General features: G+C 46.0%; 12 protein-coding genes. All 12 read right to left on the bottom strand.

Going from position 1 to position 20,012, the window contains the following annotated elements; genetic code table 11:
• Positions 1–18 precede the first annotated feature (18 nt).
• The 12 genes from NQ542_RS03445 to NQ542_RS03390 all read right to left on the bottom strand — a co-directional run bounded on the left by NQ542_RS03445 (position 19) and on the right by NQ542_RS03390 (position 19,971).
• Positions 19–1,227 (bottom strand): glycoside hydrolase family protein, encoded by a 1,209-nt coding sequence (locus NQ542_RS03445; protein ID WP_005642670.1) that lies wholly within the window; start codon positions 1,225–1,227, stop codon positions 19–21.
• An 86-nt stretch (positions 1,228–1,313) separates the two neighbouring features.
• Positions 1,314–2,795, bottom strand: a complete 1,482-nt coding sequence (locus NQ542_RS03440; protein ID WP_005639102.1) for a RagB/SusD family nutrient uptake outer membrane protein — start codon at positions 2,793–2,795, stop codon at positions 1,314–1,316.
• Between the two features lie 25 nt (positions 2,796–2,820).
• Complete coding sequence (locus NQ542_RS03435) at positions 2,821–5,901, bottom strand: SusC/RagA family TonB-linked outer membrane protein (protein ID WP_005650019.1); 3,081 nt, start codon at positions 5,899–5,901, stop codon at positions 2,821–2,823.
• A 199-nt stretch (positions 5,902–6,100) separates the two neighbouring features.
• Positions 6,101–7,258: an alginate lyase family protein gene (locus tag NQ542_RS03430; protein WP_005639096.1), complete on the bottom strand. Its 1,158-nt coding sequence runs from the start codon at positions 7,256–7,258 to the stop codon at positions 6,101–6,103.
• Positions 7,251–11,384, bottom strand: a complete 4,134-nt coding sequence (locus NQ542_RS03425; RefSeq protein ID WP_005650047.1) for a hybrid sensor histidine kinase/response regulator transcription factor — start codon at positions 11,382–11,384, stop codon at positions 7,251–7,253. Before NQ542_RS03425 ends, NQ542_RS03430 begins: the two co-directional genes overlap by 8 nt.
• 177 nt (positions 11,385–11,561) lie before the next feature.
• Entirely contained in the window at positions 11,562–13,148 is a 1,587-nt protein-coding gene (locus NQ542_RS03420) for an NAD(P)/FAD-dependent oxidoreductase (RefSeq protein ID WP_005650049.1), read from the bottom strand.
• 2 nt (positions 13,149–13,150) lie between these two features.
• Positions 13,151–13,861, bottom strand: coding sequence for a hypothetical protein (locus tag NQ542_RS03415; RefSeq protein WP_005639093.1), 711 nt, complete (start codon positions 13,859–13,861; stop codon positions 13,151–13,153).
• Positions 13,858–14,841, bottom strand: a complete 984-nt coding sequence (locus NQ542_RS03410; RefSeq protein WP_005650050.1) for a hypothetical protein — start codon at positions 14,839–14,841, stop codon at positions 13,858–13,860. Before NQ542_RS03410 ends, NQ542_RS03415 begins: the two co-directional genes overlap by 4 nt.
• 12 nt (positions 14,842–14,853) lie before the next feature.
• Positions 14,854–16,224 (bottom strand): DNA repair protein RadA, encoded by a 1,371-nt coding sequence (gene radA, locus NQ542_RS03405; protein WP_005639091.1) that lies wholly within the window; start codon positions 16,222–16,224, stop codon positions 14,854–14,856.
• Positions 16,225–16,323: 99 nt separating this feature from the next.
• Entirely contained in the window at positions 16,324–17,280 is a 957-nt protein-coding gene (locus NQ542_RS03400; RefSeq protein WP_005639090.1) for a hypothetical protein, read from the bottom strand.
• Between the two features lie 3 nt (positions 17,281–17,283).
• Positions 17,284–17,817 (bottom strand): ferredoxin domain-containing protein, encoded by a 534-nt coding sequence (locus NQ542_RS03395; protein ID WP_005639089.1) that lies wholly within the window; start codon positions 17,815–17,817, stop codon positions 17,284–17,286.
• 42 nt (positions 17,818–17,859) lie between these two features.
• Entirely contained in the window at positions 17,860–19,971 is a 2,112-nt protein-coding gene (locus NQ542_RS03390; protein WP_005639088.1) for a KamA family radical SAM protein, read from the bottom strand.
• Positions 19,972–20,012: the final 41 nt, after the last annotated feature.

Raw genomic sequence — 20,012 nt, 5'->3', positions numbered from 1 at the left:
TTTAAAATTCAATTAATTTTACAAGAGAGCAGTTCCTTCTTTTTCCAATTTGGCTTTTCGCAACAAGGCTTCCAGATAGTAATAATCCGCATATACGATCGGCACATCCACTTCCGAACCGTGAGTCTTGGAACCGGTACTATGCAAAAGCAGGAAACCACAGTCTTTCCCTACACTTGCCCGATAACGGTTCGTCAGATTTTCCAATATCCTATCAGCCCTATCCACATATCCGGTTCTATTCGTTTCATCATACATACTCAACTCGTAAAGAGCAGAAGCCGTAACGGTGGCCGCCGATACATCACGCGGCTCGTCCGGTATTCCTGGAGCATTATAATCCCAATAAGGTATCAAATCGTCCGGCAATGTAGGATTGGAGAAAATATAAGAGGCAATTTGTTTGGCACGTTCCAAAAATTCAGGCAATCCAGTTTCTCGATAGCACATCGTATAGCCGTACAATCCCCACGCTTGTCCACGCGACCAAGCCGAAGCATCGGAATACCCCTGATGGGTGTTTTTATGCAAGACTGCGCCGGTCAACGTATCATAGTCGATAACATGATAGGAACTGTAGTCCTTACGAAAATGATTCTTCATCGTAGTACGGGCATGGTCGACTGCAACCTGGTAGAAAATGGAATCGCCATTCGTACGGAAAGCCCAGAAAAGTAGTTCCAGATTCATCATATTATCGATGATTACGGGATACTGCCATTTATCCCTGTTATGATCCCAGGAACGGATACAACCCACTTTTGGATTGTAACGTCTGATCAGGGTGTAGGCAGACTGCAACAGAATATCCTTATAACCAGAATCCTGAGTCAACCGATAACCGTTACCATAGCTACAATACATTTTAAAGCCCATATCGTGGGTACTCCCATTCCATTTCTCCTGTTCAAGCAGTTCAGTCTGTTTCCTGGCCTTCTCCTTCCAAAAATCATCTTTAGTATATTCATACATATACCAAAGTTCGCCTGGGAAAAAACCGCTTGTCCAATCATGGGATGCCACCATGCGCAGGAAACCGTTCGGATCGATATTGCGAGGATTGGCAAGCAGCTTGTCCGTACTTTTATAAACCGAATCCATTTCCACGAATGCATGTTTCAACTGTATATCGGCAAAATCAAAATTCGAACTGATAATATCCCTCTTGTCCAAAGCACAGGAACTACAGACAAGCAGAAAAACAAAAAAAAGAATTTTCAGTTTCATTTTGTCCATTTTGTGTTATAAGAAGGGGTATGAAATCATCAGTCATTCCATACCCCAAGATTATTTAAACCTACTCAAAAATTTTCTTACAAATTCGGATTGATCAATGAATCATGCTCCGGACAAGGGAAATACAACCGTTCTTCCGTTACATTCTTCACCTTTTCAGGAAAATTTTTCTGGAAATATTCCTTCATTACCGTCAGATAAGTGCCCCAGCGAACCAAATTGAAACGATAGATCCGTTCGTGTGTCGTCTCTAACGTCCATTCTTTTTGGATTGCCTGACGGAAAGTCTCTTTAGACAAACCGGACAAGTTATCCAAACCGGCACGTACACGCAGTTGATTCACGGCATCATAAGCTGCAGCCGTCGGACCATTGGCTTCGTTTTCCGCTTCGGCAAAGATCAGCAAGACATCGGCATAACGGATGATAGGAATGTACATATCCGTACGCTTGTTACGCTGTGAGAAATTTTCACGACCTCCATCACACCATTTCTTTCCATGTGGATACGGACTACCGAAATTCTCAGTCGTATAGGTTTTATTATCAACTGTACTGACAATTTCGGTCAAGAAGGTAGCGGCTTTCCGTTTATCCTTATCATCAAATTTATCGATATAGGATTGTTTCGTATAAAAGAATCCCCATCCTGATTCGGACCCGATACTGGTCGGACGCCACTCGGCTCCACACTGGTTATCTCCTAACCCATCTGCAAAATTCAGGGCAAAGATCGATTCTTTGTTATACCGATTGTTGACCAGCCAAAGATCGGCATAATTTTCTTCCAGCTTAATACCGTAAGTAGCGGCATTATCAATGACTTCCTTCGCTTTGGAAGCCGCCTTCGCCCACATGGTATTGTCTTTAACCTGTTCACCGGCCATCGTGATATAAACCCATGAAAGCAAAGACTTGGCGGCAGCGACAGTCGGACGTTCCGTTCCAGAATCCCATTTTACGGGAAGATTGGCTTCTGCATATTCCAAATCTTCAACAATCTTATTATATATTTCTTTAGCCGGTGTCTTTGTCATGTTATTCGCACTGGTAAAGTCATTCACCGGCGTGTCCAGATAAATAACATCATTAAAGATACGCACCAGATAGAAATAGGACATCGCACGCATATAACGGGCAGCTGCGACATAACGTGTCTTGACCTCATCCGAAACTTTCGAAGCATTCGGAACTTTCTCGATCATGATGTTAGAAGCATTGATACAAGCATAAAATTGCTGCCAGGGCTTATAAAGGCTCTCGTTATCGCTTTGCCAAGTCAAAGAGTTCATTTCATCGCGAGCCACATTATTGGCTGTAGCACTGACAACAGCATCAGTCGTTGCTTCGGCTATAAAGTTAATATGACGTTCGAAGTTGTTGCTACGCCAATAAGACAGCGATCCCATCAGCAGCATATTGCATTCAGCCTCCGTGTTCGGTAAGTTTTCAGGCGAGAGGAAATCTTTCGGTTCTTCCGACAAGAAAGACTCGCAACTACTCATCAATAGCATCAGGGAGCACACCCCTGCAACTGCTTTATATATATATGTTTTCATTTTCGTCTTTATATTAATGGTTCAATTATAATGTAAGATTCAATCCGAAGGTATAAGAGCGGGTTGCCGGATAACTACCACCGTCAAAACCTAAGTTATAGTTACCTGTACGGGAACTGACTTCAGGGTCATAACCGGAATAGCCGGTAATTGTAAATAGGTTCTGTCCGCTCAGATAGAAACGTAAGTTAGAAATGCCCCATTTGGATGTAACTGATTTAGGAAGAGTATAGCCGAACGTCAAATTTTTCAAGCGAATATAAGATCCATCTTCCACAAAACGAGATGAAGACGGACCCACACCCTTGTTAAATGCCTGTTGCGTATTCGAAGTTCCTTCACCTCTCCAGGAATCCTTTACAAACGCAAAAGCATTTCCGGTATTGTTCGAGTTGCTCGGTAATTCGCTGAAAGTCACTTTCAACAAATTATAGACATCATTGCCATAGGTTCCCTGAAACATAAAGCTCAGATCAAAATTCTTATACGAAAAGTCATTACCAATACCAAAGATAAAGTCCGGGTTAGCATTACCGATGATCGTACGGTCTTCAGTCGTAATCTTGTTATCACCATTCAAATCCTTGAACTTCACGCTACCGACATCATCTTTTGTCAGCCCCAACGCCTTGGCTTCTGCCTCATTCTGATAGATACCGTCAAAGACATATCCGTAGAAGTTCCCCAACGGCTCACCGACCTTCACAATACCAGTTTCATTGAAACCAGCTCCCAAAGCACCTCCGGAACCATTTGTATAAAAGTATTCATCATCGCCAAGGTCAAGCACTTTTTCCCGATTCAAAGCGATATTCAAAGAAGTAGACCACTTGAAGTCACCCACTAAATTCTGTGTATTCAGAGAAAATTCCCAACCTTTATTGGATTTACTACCGATGTTCTGTGTCTGTGAAGAATAACCTGTATAGTACGGAAGGATCTTGTCATAATGCAGATCGACTGTCTTTTTATAATAATAATCCGCAACCAAAGATATACGTCCGCCCAATACGCTCAAATCAATGCCTATATCCGTCTGTTTAGTTGTTTCCCATTTCAAGTCGGGATTCGGTACACGACCTGGAACAAGAGCCACTGCAGAACTTCCGTTCAGGACATAACTGGTCGTACTGAAACTAGCCAACGACTGATAGGCTGTAATCGCCTGGCTACCTGTTTCACCATAGCTGGCACGCAGTTTCAGGTTCTGTATCCAAGAAATGTCTTTCATAAAATCTTCCTCACTGATACGCCATCCCAAAGCAGCAGAAGGAAAATATCCCCATTTATTATTCTTCGCAAACTTGGAAGAACCGTCAGCACGGAAACTAACAGATGCCAAATATTTACCTTTATAAGCATAGTTCACACGGCCCAACCAAGAAGCAATGGCAGAATGGTTTCCACCGGAAGCGACAGACAACAGACTGCTATTGGCAAGTCCCATATTCCAATAACCAAGCGATTCGATGTCGAACCCTTTACCACTGCTGTTATTGTTGAAATAATCGGAAGCCTCAGCAGTAAAACCGGCAACAACATTCAAAGAGTGATCTTTATTGAATGTCTTGGAATAAGTCAACGTGTTTTCACCAAGCCAGTTTGTGGTTTCCTGATCGTTCATGTAAGCATATCCCTGCCCTTTATAAGAAAGAAGATTCTCTCCGGAAGTAAACTGGCGTTGTTTACGGTCGCTATATGTGTAAGTCCAAGCTGTCTTAAATTTCAAGCCGTTCAAGATTTCCCATTCCAGAAAAGCAGTACCCTGAAAATAATTACGGAATTTATCCACAACCTGATCATTAATCAGAGCTACCGGATTATTCATCTGTGCTCCATCCTTTAGCGGACCGCTAAGGCTGCCGTCTTCCTTGTAGACAGGGACCAATGGCCCAAAACCTAAAGCAGAGAACGTGACACCACCACCATCAGAACCGTTCATCTGATTGACACTGGCGTTGGAAGACGACGAACGGGAAGCATTGATAAGAGCTCCGACCGTCACCTTCTTTCCCAGTTTCTGTTCGATATTGGCACGTATGCCGGCACGATTGAAATCAGAGTTCTTCACAATACCCTGATGCATCAAGTAGTTACCAGACAAACTATAGCGTGTCGTTTCTGTTCCGCCACTTACAGACAACGAATGGCCCGTGATAGGGGCCGTACGGAACACTTCACCCTGCCAGTCGGTATTATTCAAGTTATTAGGATCTATCCACTCCGGTATTTTCAATGCTGTCGTAGGATATTTCTCCTGTGCTTCTTTCAATAAGCCATATAGTTCCTGACCATTCAGCATATCCATTTTCTTTGATACCTGCGAAAGCGAAACATAACCACTATAAGAAACGGTCGGTTTACCAGTCTGCCCACGTTTGGTCGTCACCATGATGACACCATTCGCTCCGCGGGAACCGTAAATAGAGGTAGAAGAAGCATCTTTCAATACTTCGATAGAAGTAATGTCATTCGGGTCTATCAAAGAAAGGTCACCACCGAGAACACCGTCAATCACAACCAACGGAGCATTTTCGCCTTTCAAGGAGTTACCGCCACGAATAATAATGTTAGGCGATTCACCTGGTGCAGCCACACTATTCTGTACCATCACACCGGCCATCTGTCCTTGCAAAGCCTGATCGGTACGTGATATGGACAATTTTGTCAGATCATCGCCTTTCACAGAAGAAAGAGCTCCAGTCACGTCACTTTTCTTTTGTACGCCATAACCGACCACTACCACTTCGTCTAATGCTTCGGAATCTTCTTTCAGAATAATGTTCAGAGGAGCATTGCCTTTTACTTTTACTTCCTGCGATTCAAATCCAATGTAAGAGATAACCAATGTACAACCGGCAGGAGCTTCAAAAGAAAAGTTTCCGTCTATATCGGTGACGGCACCGATTGTCGTACCTTTTACAAGGACATTAACCCCTAACAGAGGTTCACCATTCGAGTCTTTTACCACCCCTTTCACAACAGATGACTGCAAGACTTCATTCACGATAGCCGAACTTTCTGCATTCGCCCTGCCAGGCAGAGCAGCCGAAGTCAGGCACAATGTCATGCACAGAGCACAACCTTTCATGTACGTGTAATTCATAATATTGTTATTAAGATTGAAACTTTTTGTGTTTTTCTTTAGTTGCAAATGTATGAGATGGCGGTTTCGATCTATTTAAAATTTATCTCTTTTACTTTAAAATTCAGTTCTGGCAAAAAATTAAAAACCCGCATTCAAAGCGGGTTTCAGAAAATAGATACAATATTGAAAGAAAATAGATCCATTTTTTAAACCGTTTTCATAGCCACAATAACGGATGTCGGATCGGCAAGTTACGGATTACCTCATCGTTTGTCGGAAAATGTTCCAAACTTTTCCAAATTTCCAGATAAGTCCTATTAGATGTGTTACAAATACTGAATAAAAGGGCAGGCTGGGCAACCGGCCATTCATCCCAAAACATGACATCTTCGGCAAAAGGCCAGCTCGATTTATCTGCTATATACGGGAATAGCCAAGCAACCGCCTTTTGCATATTGCGACCGTCGTCCATCGAGTACTGCCACAAATCATCTTCCCCGTCCGAAAGAATATGGCAGATCGTAGCCATGGCATCCAGATTGAACAAGGAATAGCCGTACGGTTTCGTCCGTTTCAGTTCAAGCGGAAAACTGCCGTCCTCCGCCATCTGTGAAGGAAGCAGAACAGACCTGTAACGGTTCCGGCAAAAGTCGAGAATCTCCTTATCGCCGGTATATTTAGCATACTGGGCTACCTGCATCACCCAACAAGTTCCATGATTGTTTTTAGCATTCATCTCGTCTACCCCGTAAGGATGCGTTGTCAACCATTTCAGATAATCGGAAAACCAAGTACGGCTACCAGCCACATCCTCGACAGCAAGAACGCCGGCCTCTTCCATCTTGATAAGGGATTGCACGACCTCCAAGAGATGGATCGTATCGATGATACCGATCCCCCGTCCTGTCACGATCCCTTTGATCGCCTGCGCGTATTGCAGGTCTGGATTCATCCGAGTTTCGGGGGCGATGAACCAGGCGCGGATATGCTTAACCGCTTGCCGAATATATTTCTCGTCTTTCGTCACCAGCCAGGCGGAGGTCAAGTCGCCAACCAGCGAACTGAAGCGGATCATGGCATGACGGTGAGCAACAAAGTTATCGGGATTTGTCTGCCCATCCCGACGTATATAGGCACTATCCGGATTTATCGGATTGGGCCACCAATAATCGCCTTCGGAGTAGAAATCATGAATCCCTCCGGCACTCCTTTCCGCTCTATATGCAGTAATGGTCACAGGTTCTTCTGCCAAGGCTTTATCTCCACGAATAACAATTTCAGTTCGGAGTAAATCCGTCACTTCTTCCTTTAAAGAATGATCTCTCTTGCATTGGCAAAATAACAAAAAAATAACATAAAGTAATAATTTATACATGATATAGATTTTTTTTATTTTGTTGCACATATTCGGTCGGCGACATGCCGTACATCGCTTTGAAACAAGTAGCAAAATAAGCATGGGAATTGAAACCGATATTGGCAGAAACTTCAGATATGTTCATATCCGTTTCCAGCAGCATTCTTGCAGCAATCTCAAGACGTTTGTTACGGATCAAATCCACCGGCGAAAGGTCGGTTATCGCTTTCAGCTTCCTATAGAAGTTGGCACGTCCCATACCGACTCCTTTACATAGAATCTCCACATTCAACCCCGGATTGGAAAGATTCTGCTCAATCACCCCGAACAATTTTTGCATAAATGTATCGTCCGCCGATGTCGTCTCGAAACCCAATGACTCCAACGAAAATTTTTTCCCATACAATTCCTTCAACCGTTCACGAGAAGCCAAGATATTCCGAATACGACACAGCAGGACCTCCATATTGAAAGGCTTCACGATATAATCGTCCGCACCACACTGAAATCCCTCTTTGATATGCATCACCATCGATTTCGCCGTAATGATGATAACCGGGATATGTCCGGTCCGCAAATCCTGCTTGATCTCCGAACAAAGTTGCAAGCCGTCTTTTTTCGGCATCATAATATCGCTTACCACCAGATCCGGCAAGGTTTCTGCAATTTTATTGAAAGCATCTACCCCGTTCTCCGCTTCAAGCACATCGAAATAAGGTTCGAGATGTTTGCAGATATACCGACGGACATCCGGATTATCTTCGGCCAATAACAAGGTATAACGCTGACCGGAAACAGGCAGCTGTTCCTGCATATTGTCAGGGACTTTGGATTCATCCTCAGCTACTTCAATTCCTCCATAGGGATTCCTCGCAGAAGAGTCATCTTCTGCAAATTGCTCATGAGCATATACTTCGCGGTTTACCGGAATCAAGACACGGAATACAGCCCCTTTTGGTTTGTTGTCTTCTACCCATACAACCCCTTTATGCAATTTCACGATAGAGAGTACCAGACTCAACCCTATACCAGTTCCAGCCGTATTCGACTCACTTTCATCCGTTCCCTGGTAAAAAGGGGAAAATATATGAAACTTGTCGGAATCGTCTATCCCTTTCCCTGTGTCTTCTACAGACAGACAAACATATCGAGAAGTCCCCCGAACTTCCCCACTTATCCTGCCGGGAAATTGCTCCTGCAATCCGGCAACTGAGAACAATTGCAAACGAATGGTTATCGACTCATCCGGAGCCGTATGTTTGAAAGCGTTCGACAAAAGATTGAAAAATACCTTCTCCAATAAAACACGGTCGAACCACGCATCTATTCCCGACTCATCGGATTCCAAACGAAAGATAATCCGTTCCTTGACCGCAATCTGATTAAAGGCAATATATATCTCCTGCGTAAACAGATACAGATCATTATGCGAAACACGTAGTTGCAGGTTACCACTCTGGTTCTTCCTCAGATCCATTAACTGGTTCACCAGCAACAAAAGACGCTGGGCATTTCCATAGACTAGACGCAACGAACCTTTCAGGTTCGGGTTCATATCTACCCGTTGCAACACCTCTTCCAAAGGAGACAGGATCAACATCAACGGTGTACGCAATTCATGCGAAAAATTGGTAAACATGCGTATTTTGGACTGATGGAACTCCTCCTGCCGCTGCTGCTCCTTCTGCTTTTCGACCAGGTCCTGTTCCAGCTTACGTTTCATATGCAGATAATACCAGACCACATAAAAGATGCCACCTATAATCAACAGATACAACATATAGGCATACCAGGTCTGCCAGAATGGAGTCCGAATATGAATCGACAACGACCGCCCTTCATCGTTCCAAAGACCGTCGTTATTGGAGGCGCGAACACGAAAAACATAATCTCCCGGTTTCAAGTTCGTATAGAAAGCCTCCTTTCGAGAACCAGCATCATTCCAGTCCGTATCATACCCTTCTAGCATATAAGCATATTTATTCTGATTCGGATAAAGATAGTTTAAAGCGGCATACCCAACAGAGAAGTTATTCTGATTATAATCAAGATCTATCGCCTGCGTATAATCAAGAACTTTATCGAGCAACCCCGAAGGGTCGCCGGGAACAACCGGTTTATTGTTAACCGTAAAAGAGGTCAGTACGACCGGAGGTATAAAACGGTTTTCTATCAACCGTTCAGGGTAAAAGGAGACAAGGCCGTTGCTTCCGCTGAAATAGATTCGGTCACCGGGCAATTTGATGCCGCCTTTCATGCTGAATTCATTAACTGGGATCTCGCTTCTACCCATATAATTGGTAAACTGGCGCGATTCAGGATCGTAGGCAGAAATACCGTTACCGGTACTGATCCAAAGTTTCCCGTCGTCTCCGGGAATTATCGAATTGATATTATCGTCGCTCAGCCCCTCGACGGCCGTCAACCACTCCATAATGCCTTTTTCTTCGTCAAAGCGACAAAAACCTCCACCGAAAGTACCGATCCAGATTCGCCCCTCCCTATCCTTTACGATATTACTTACCTGGTCGTTGTATAACTTCCGGGAACCTTCCTCACGAGTATTATATTTTATCAACTTATGCGTATGGGAATCGTAGAGCGCCAGTCCGCCGGTATGCATACCTACCAAATAAACACCGTCCCGTATCTCCAGGAAACTGCGTACACTTGGCAACAAGGCGAAAACAGAATCCGACGGAGCGATCCTGCCGTCCGGAAACACACGGACAATTCCCGTGTTGTCTGTCGTTCCCAACCACAATGCACCATCACTGCAACGCGTGATCGTATAAATACTAACCTCCTTATGAAAAGTATAAAAAAGAGAGAATTTCTTTGTCCGGGTATCGAATCGGTATAAAGTGCCTTTCTGCGTTCCGCACCAAACGAAATCGCCCTCCACAAACAGAGATTTGATAATATTCCGATCATTCAGAGCATTCGGCCGAGCATCCAGCAGAAAACGTTCAAACATATCTGTATTCAAATCCAGTGAAAGTAGGCCTCGCCCTTCCGAAGCAATCCACAAAGTATGGTCCGGCTGATAGGCCATCGTGGCAAAGATTCCAAACAGCTTGTCTGAACCACCCTGCAAATCGTAAAAAGTAAAACGGCTGTTCAAAGGATTACTGTAACTGACACCTCCAGCGTATGTGCCAATCCATAACGTATTCGCATTATCTACGAAAGCAGAAAAGACGGAAAAATGACTAAGGCCTCCTTTTTGTTCGTCAAAATTCGTATAGGTCGTACATGAACCGTCCACCAAGTTCAAAAGACTTAATCCGTTAAAAGTTCCGACCACTAGTTGACCATTATAAGTATTGATTGTACGAACCGAATTATTTCCCAGTCTGCCGTTCCAAGCAGTATAATGCGTAACAGCATTTGTCTCCGTGTCGATCCGGTTCAATCCACCCGAACGGGTTCCCACCCACAGACGTCCTTCGCTGTCTTCATGGATAGCAGATATATTATTATCCGTTAATGAAAAGGGAGTCGTATTTTTAAAATAATGAGACAAGAGATTCAACTTACTGTCACAGATATAAAGTCCGTTTTGTAAAGTTCCGACTAACAGATTGCCATCATGGTCTTCGTTGATAACCATAATCTGGTCACGTGGCAGTTCTCCCTCCAAGTCGTTCAAGATAAACGAATCATTCTCATAATCATACAAGTATAGACCTTTATTTGTTCCAACCCAAAAACGCTTTTGTCTATCCACATACAAGCTTGAAATCCACGTATGATAAAGGGGAGACTGCTTATAAGCAGCCATATCGTTGAGAGAATATACACGATCCACCCTCAAATCCATCCGGTTCAGACCGTTCATCGTGCCTACCCACAAGTTTCCACGGTCATCTTCAGCCAATGCTGTCACATGATTACTGGACAAGCTTAATGAGTCGCCATTACTATGTTTATACACGACAAAAGAATTACCGTCATAACGATTCAAGCCGTTACGCGTGGCAAACCACATGAAACCGCTCTTATCCTGATGTATTTTCAAGACGGAAAGCTGCGACAAACCTTCTTCCATTTTTAAAGAAGAAAAAGAAAAAGGTGAAACAGCCCCATTCAGCAAGGCACTAAAGCAACAAAGCAAAAGAGTGATCAAATATGTTTTCCTCATAACGTAAAAGCATTACGCTACAAAGATACAAAAACAGATCAAATGCCCAGTCCTGTCACAAACAGAAAACGTATTCCGTCCTCGGATCCTGCAAAACCAACGTATTTATCCCACTGTTTTCATTATGCAAAATAACATTTGAATGGAATCAATTGTTTACTTATTAACATATATGCTTTAAACAAGGGATAAATATCCGGCAACCCCTTCCGCACACCGTTCACCATCAATAGCAGCAGAGACGATTCCGCCTGCATAGCCGGCGCCTTCTCCACAAGGAAAAAGACCTTTCAAGGTTATATGCTGGTAGCTTTCCTTGTCGCGCAAGATACGGACGGGCGAAGAGGTCCGGGTTTCCACCCCGATCATCACCGCGTCATTGGTCAGGAAGCCTCTGGATACTTTACCGAAATGGCGGAAGCCCTCACGTAAGCGGCCGGTGACGAACTCCGGCATCCAGAAATGCAACGGGGAAGCCAGCAGACCGGGCGTATAAGAGGATTCGGGAAGATCGAAAGAGTTTTTCTTATTCACGAAATCAACCATCCGCTGTGCAGGGGCGGTTTGCTTCATCCCGCCGTTCAGCCAGCAAAGTTCTTCCAAACGTTCTTGGAAAGCCATCAAAGCGAGCGGCGAATCCTTGCTGACCGCCATTTCTTCGTGTTTCATCAATTCGGAATAGTCTTCCGGGCGTATCTCCACCACCATGCCGGAATTCGCCCAGCGGGAACCACGATTGGAAGGAGACATTCCATTGACTACCACCTGGCGGGAACTACTTGCCGCCGGGACGACGAAACCACCTGGACACATACAAAAAGAATAGACTCCCCGTCCGCCGACTTGCGCCACAAAACTATATTCGGCTGCCGGCAGATAGTTTCCTCTGCCCTCCTTACGATGATATTGTATCTGGTCGATCAGCATCTGCGGATGTTCCAAACGGACGCCGACAGCAATGCCTTTGGCTTCGATAGGGATTTGCCGGTCATGGAGGTAGCGATACACATCCCGGGCGGAATGACCGGTTGCCAGGATGACCGGTCCCAGAAAGTTCTCGCCCGTATTCGTTTCGACACCTACGACTTCCCCGTTCCGGATGACCAAGGCATCCATTCGTGTCTCGAAATGGACCTCCCCACCACAGCGGATAATCTGTTCGCGGATATTCTCGATCACGCGCGGCAACTTGTCCGTACCGATATGCGGATGGGCGTCCGCCAAAATCGAAGTGCTCGCCCCGAACTGGCAAAAGACATTCAGAATCTTGTCGACCGAACCTCGTTTCTTGCTGCGGGTGTAAAGTTTGCCGTCAGAATAGGCACCGGCTCCCCCTTCACCGAAACTATAGTTGGACTCTCCGTCCACCTTATGCTCACGGCTGATCAGAGCGATATCCTTTTTACGTTCGCGCACGTTCTTTCCACGTTCGATCACGATCGGACGTAGGCCGAGCTCAATCAGACGAAGAGCGGCAAACAAACCACCCGGCCCCGCTCCTACCACCACGACAGGCTTCCCTGCTGATACGTCTTTATATTCCACCAATTGAAATTCTGGTTCATCTGGCTGCTCATTGATAAAAGCACGCAGTTTTACATTCACATAGATCGTACGCTGACGTGCATCGATAGAACGTTTTAGTACCCGAACGGTGTGGATGTACGGGACAGATATTCCCGTCTCGCGAGCCACCACCTGCTTCAGCGACTGTTCGCTGACTGCTTCTTCAGGCAATATACGGAGTTGTAATTCTTGTATCATTGTTACTTCTTTAAATTCAAACAAAAAATCAAACCGGCTTGCGCCCTGTATCCGCTCCAATCCACTTTGAAAGTCGATGGAAAATCTGGATTCCGACTCTGATGCTCCTGCATCACAGCATCCCATTCATAAGCGATACTCATGTTTAATGCAACATAGCGGCATAGGCTAAACTTGATGCCAAAAGTAGGCTCCACAAAGAAATTCCTGCCGGAAAAAGTATTATCCTTCCGGTATCCAACTTCCGGGTCGGACTCGACGAACAGGCGGTTTATCTCGTTCACCTTGTTCAGCACAAAACCAGTCGAGAGCCCCACATACGGCTCGAATGTAAAGATACTGACTTTTTCCTTCACCAGACAGAAGTGGTAAAAAGCACCGAGCTTATATCCTTTGTTACGCAGCTCGTAGTCGCAAGAGCCGGAATAATCCGTTACTCCATTCTTGCCCGCCGTATTCATATAGTTAAAAAGAACTCCCACATGATGGCGCCGCCATTCGACTCCGACACGGGCATCCTGCGTCACATAACCGGGGAAATTATCTGTAACCTGTACATTGGTAACAGGAAGCATCTGATTTTTCAATATATCTTTCATATCGGACATCTGATACGAACCGTGACCGATATTATATTCGATTGTCAACGACTGAGCCTGCCCGAAACGGTCGAAAAAGAACAGAATGGCTATAAATAACAATACCTTTTTCATATATTCGGACAGTTTTCGAGGTTAAACGAATAATTCGCATTCTTATAACCCCAGTCACCGACGGGAGAAAAACGCAATTCAACCACACGCACTTCCTGCCCGGCAAGAGAAAATTCCGCAATGCCGTCCGTCACCTTCTCCGCCACGATTTCACCACCATAGACGACATCGACTGCCGAATGGTAAGGATATGTCCAGGACAAGCGTATGCGATCTTCCTTCATATATTCTACCTGCACCTCTGGTTCAGCTTGCTCCAAATCAAGCGATCCAAGCGAACGGGGACGGTCGGCTTCCGACTTGAAATAAATATAGACCTTATATACCCCCTTCTCCCCAGCATATCGCTTATCGGCATAAAAACATTTGTCGAAATCCGACCTTTGCGTGATATAGGTTGAATGAGCATTCTCGTCAATCGTACTGAACTCTATCTGGTAATGGTCGAATCCGGCACGGAGTGCCCCGTCTACCTCCCAAAATATTTCGATCAGTCCTTCTTCATTCACACGATGCCGCAAAGAGAACTCCGACTCGGTACGCGCGTTTATCTTGAGAGGCCAACTACGCTTTTCCACATATCGCTCGGCCCCGACCTGTCCGGCAACCGTCCCATTATTCGTCCGGGCGAAAACCTCACACGACAACTCATAAGAGCCATTCGGAATCAGATCCACATCCAGCATGAAATCACATCGTGTCCCATCGCTTTCCCATTCCATCTCTCCAATGCGGACGATCTGCTTCTCAACCTCAAATCCGAGCAACGGACTGATTTGGCAAGCAGCATTACCACTATGTTCCACCACAAAGATTTTGTTTTCCAAATCATGGATAAACGGACCATAGAAGTCCACACTCATCGCAACCGAATCAGCCTGCCACTTTTCAAAATCCATAAAATTCTCCCCCAGCCGATACTCGCAGCTTGTAAACAAGAAGAAAACACTTACAAATAGATAAACAACACTTTTATTCATATACATATAAACTTATCCGAACAATTGCCGGAAAGCCTCTTCCACCTTGCGCACTTGCACGATTTGCATCTTGCATTTGGATGTGTCGAAACCTTTCAGGTTATTGTGCGGGATGATAATGCGCGAGAAACCCAATTTTTCCGCTTCTAGGATGCGCTGCTCGATACGGTTCACCGGACGGATCTCTCCCGAAAGCCCCACCTCGCCACACATCGAGATACCCGGCTCGATCGAAATGTCGAGGCTAGAAGAAAGAATTGCACTGATCACCGCCAAGTCGATCGCCGGATCATTCACCTTCAGCCCACCAGCAATATTCAAAAAGACATCTTTCTGAACCAGCTTAAATCCGGCACGCTTTTCGAGCACCGCGAGCAACATGTTCATACGCCTAAGATCGAATCCTGTCGCGCTACGCTGAGGCGTCCCATAGACAGCAGAACTCACCAACGCCTGTGTTTCGATCAGGAAGGGACGGATCCCCTCGATCGCAGCCGCGATCGCCACGCCGCTCAATCCCTCATGATTCTGCGTTAGGAGTAGTTCTGAAGGGTTACTGACTTCGCGAAGACCATCCTGGCGCATCTCGTAAATACCTAATTCCGCCGTGCTTCCGAAACGGTTCTTGATGCTGCGGAGGATACGATACATATAATGCTGGTCACCCTCAAATTGAAGTACGGTGTCAACGATATGTTCCAACACCTTCGGCCCGGCAATACTCCCTTCCTTATTGATATGGCCGATCAGAAGGACAGGTGTGCCGCTCTCCTTCGCATATTTCAGAATAGCCGCACTGCACTCGCGTACCTGCGAAACACTTCCGGGAGAAGATTCGACCACCTCCGTATAAATGGTTTGTATCGAGTCGATAATCAAGAGGTCGGGTTGAACGTTCTTGGTCTGTACGAATATCTGTTCGAGATTGGTCTCACAGAGAATGAAACAATCTGGATTCTCGTGCGCGATGCGGTCGGCACGGAGTTTCAACTGGCGACTGCTCTCCTCGCCGGAGACGTAAAGCGTGCGGAGTCCCTTCAACCCCAAAACGGTTTGCAGGACGAGGGTCGATTTCCCGATACCCGGTTCCCCGCCGATCAAGACCAGTGATCCTTTTACCAGACCGCCGCCAAGAACACGGTTCAACTCCCGGTCTCCGAGGTCGACACGCGTCTCCTCTTCAGAAGTAATATCTCGAAGCAGGACGGGACGCACTTTGCCACCATCCGAAACGCCATAAAGTGCCCGCTTTCCGACCGGTTCCTTTACCACGATCTCCTCAACATACGTGTTCCACTCCCCGCAGGAAGGACATTTCCCGATCCATTTCGGAGAGTCAGCCCCACAGTTGGAGCAAACATATACCGTTTTTGCTTTTACCATTCTCTTATTTATTAATTACATGGACGCTTTGGAGACATAAAAAACATTCCATTTTTTAAGATTATAAAACTGTCAATTCACGGACGAAAAGACGGTTTATTATCCGAAAAGATCAAGCGTCAACTGCTTTTTCTCAGCTTCGAGCTTCCTGAGGTGGCGTTTCCCTTGCGGCGTAATGATTTCCATCTTATCGAAGCGGGTACGGATCACCGTCTCGACCGTGTAGCTGATGTTAACCACTTCACCTAATTCACTCATCTTCCGTTGTATCTCTAGCACACAATCTATACACATACCGCTCTTGAAGGCAATCTTTTCATCGAACATATCTTTCTTGAAATCTTCGTCGCACATGTAAAAGTCGATTGTCTCGCCGCCCTTGTTGTAGATGCCTTTCCAACGGTAACGGGCATCTTTCAGCACAGGTGAGATGATTTCTATCGTTGCTTTGTTGTCTTTAACAGGAGGCAATTCGTCGGAACGGAGGATGTAATAGTCAAACTGTTCGCGTTTGACCTCCAACGATCCCGAACGGCTGCGGTTATTTTCGTTCAGTTCGCGTAAAGTGAACTTTGTCACCTTCGGATAACCGCGTACAGCTTCGTAAAAGTTCGATTTGCATTTACAAAAACGCGGCGATGCACTGAGCAGTTCCACCAACTCGCGCGTCACGGTAATACCGGGTATTTTTTTTCTCAAATTACTACGCAATAAGGCAATTTCGCGCTGCATCTTTTCCTCGTCGGCCACCGAACGGTCCACAACCGGTTGTCCACCGACCAAAAGGGACGGACGCGTCCATACCTGCATGAACAAGTTAAGGAGAACAGAGATCAGGCGGCTGTTTTCACCTGCCACCGACCAGATTTCGCGAAAGCCCTCCTGTTGGGCAAAAGACTCGCAATAGACAGTCATTTTGATATCCAACATGTCTGCTAACGTCCGAACAAGCGAGAGTACCTCCTTTTCTGAACGATGTTTGATCATGGCATCCATGTAGTTTGACTTATCATTGAAGTAGTACCGCAGTTCGAGTTTGTTATCAAACTTTATCATAACTTACTCTGTTTTGGGTTTTCGATCGAAGAACGGGTTTTTCGAGGACGCACTTACCGGAATCGCCATCACACATTTGCAGTCGCCCAACATTCCCAAACGCTGTGCAGCCATACCGGCACTGAACATCACACGTGTATCCAGGCGCAAATCCGACGCCGTGGCACAAGCCGAACCGACCGCAATGCCCAAGTCCACCGAATTAATCGCACAAGGGACGGCTTCCGGCTTCTCCACACAAGTCGGAAACCCGCAGTGCGCGCAATTCAAACCCTGAACCTGCTGGCGCGTACCAGCAATCATGATGGCTTCAGCCTGAAGAATATTGTCAGCATCACGCAAAAAGAATTTTAAACCGGTTTCGCCGGACATGATGACAAGCTCTTCGGAAAGGCGTTTGATATCTTCATCCGTCACCATCGCCACTTCAATAATATCGATGCCTTTCCCTTTCGGAGCTGTCCGAGCGGCTGTCATCATCTGACGAACAGCCTGTAACACATACTCGTGTCGTATTTCTCTTTCGTTCTGTATCATTTTATATTGGTTTAGCACGAACAAAGATAATAATTACTCGTTTTATAGCTCAAGATTTGTCATCTTTTCTGTAACATCAAATGGATAGTCGGGGTATTCGTAAATACTGAAACGAGGTTCAGTCCCCCCCTCGGAATAATTCCAAATACTGATATACTCCCGCACATCTTCACCCATATCCTGTAATTGGCGCAGGTAGGCGGCGACGGACTTGTTCTCGACGATGTAGACTTCTCCTATCCGATCGATAATCGGGCTGTGACGGCGTCCGGTGTCGTGGTCGAATTTCAGGATACGCTTTTCCTCTGCTGTCAAACCGACCGTCCGAAAAGTCATGCTTTTGCCGATGGCTGGAAGATTCAACACACTGCGGTCGGTGGCAGCAAAAAGAAGATGGTTCTCTTTCAAAAAACCGGACAATTTCTTTCCTAAGGGTCGCTCATAGCGGATCAGCCGATACAGTTCCTTCTGCTTCTCTTTGGGGATAAGGCCGAAAACTTTCTCTTCTTGCTGTTCCTGTAAAGAACGGCTATTAGGAGCGAACACGGCATAGTTCTCGTGAAAACCCTTAACCGAAAAAGTGTAATAGCACACCACCCCCATCGCATTCAACGTCTGACGAAGTTTTGCCGTATGCCCACGCCGAGAAGCGGCAACGGTGTAGACCAACTGGTTAGTGATGATCCAACCGGCGGAGAGAATCGCCTCGATCGCCTTTTTTGCTTCCGGCGTGACCTCCAACGGGGATTGAAAATGTGTCTGGATAATAAACTGCGTAACACCGACACGTGAGGCTTTATCTTTGAAACTCCTCAAGATGCCGACTAGTTCGTCCGTGATTCTGAGAGGCAAGTAGGCAAGCAGGCGAGAACCCAAGCGGACCCGTTGTAACTCAGCGTACTTCTCCCCTTCGGGACGACTCTCGTTGGCTTTTCGTTTCCGGACCGCCATCTTATAGACAGCATCAAGTATGTTGCGGAGCGTCGCGTTCTGACTCATCAACGCGTCGCCTCCAGTAATCAAGATATCCCTAAGCTGCGCATCCTCTTCAAAATAGCGCATCAACCGACGCAGTTTCTTATCCCATGTTTCCTTTGGTTTCAAAGATTCGAAATCAAAATTCAAGCGCTCGCTCTGGAAATCATACATCCGCTGGCAGGAAGCGCACAGCCCGCCACAGGCACGCCCCATCGAATCGGGGATTAAGATCGCTACTTCCGGATAACGACGGTGTATGTTGTGTCCTTCCGGCAACAACCATCCTGCAGCATTTGGCTGTCCGGACACGACAATGTCTTCTTTCTCCCACGCCTTGATCCGGCCGTATGTATCGACCAGCTCTTCCGAATAAAGGATATAAGAGCGGATAGTTGCATCGTCATATCCGCTTGTATTCGTGTTCAGCAGGGAAAGGTAATAAGGAGTCACAAAAAACGGCATGCCTTTCTTACGAGCACGTGCCAACAGGTCCATCGTTCCAGCCGACAGGGAACCGCCAAGGAAATAGTTCAGTTCCGTCGGGCTTTTGAAAGCCATCGCAAGATGGAAACGGCCGGTATTCCACCATTCCTGCACTTTGACGTATTTCTCGGCATAGCTCATCCCTTCCGTAAACTGGAACCGAGAGGTCGGGGCATGACGCCGTTCGATCTTACGTATCAACCCGGCAATGATTCGCTCTTTGTTGGAGTGACGGATCGCCATCACCTCCTCGTCCAGTCCGGTCGGCCAACGGTTCATCTGCCGTTTGACAAGCGAACGGTCCGGAACGATTTCCTCCGGCTTCTCCAGCAATTCGAATTGCCGGTACAGGTCGATAAAGAAGTCCGGCGAAACATCTTCCTCCAGCTTCCCGGCCAGGAACTGCCACAGGCAGGTAATCGTCCATACCGGTATCTCCTCACCTGTTGAAAGCTCGGAGACCATCATACCGTCATGTTCGATCAACAGAAGAATACGCTTCGCCACGGCATTTCCCATATTGCTCCCGCCAACCGTCCTGTCAATACGGGAAGAAACAAAAGAGCGCAAGGCTTCTTTAAAAAGCGCTGCGCTCTCACTTTCTTCCGCCATCGTTACCAGTTGGGGAAAATCTTTTTTAAATGCTTTTGTCAATTGCGAAATGTCATACGAAAGTAATCTTCTTTTAATCATAAGCAAATACTTTTGAGGAAGGATTATTGAATGTTATTTTG

The sequence above is a fragment of the Parabacteroides merdae ATCC 43184 genome, assembly GCF_025151215.1.
GTDB lineage: Bacteria > Bacteroidota > Bacteroidia > Bacteroidales > Tannerellaceae > Parabacteroides > Parabacteroides merdae.
This window is presented reverse-complemented; position numbering and strand designations above follow the sequence as displayed.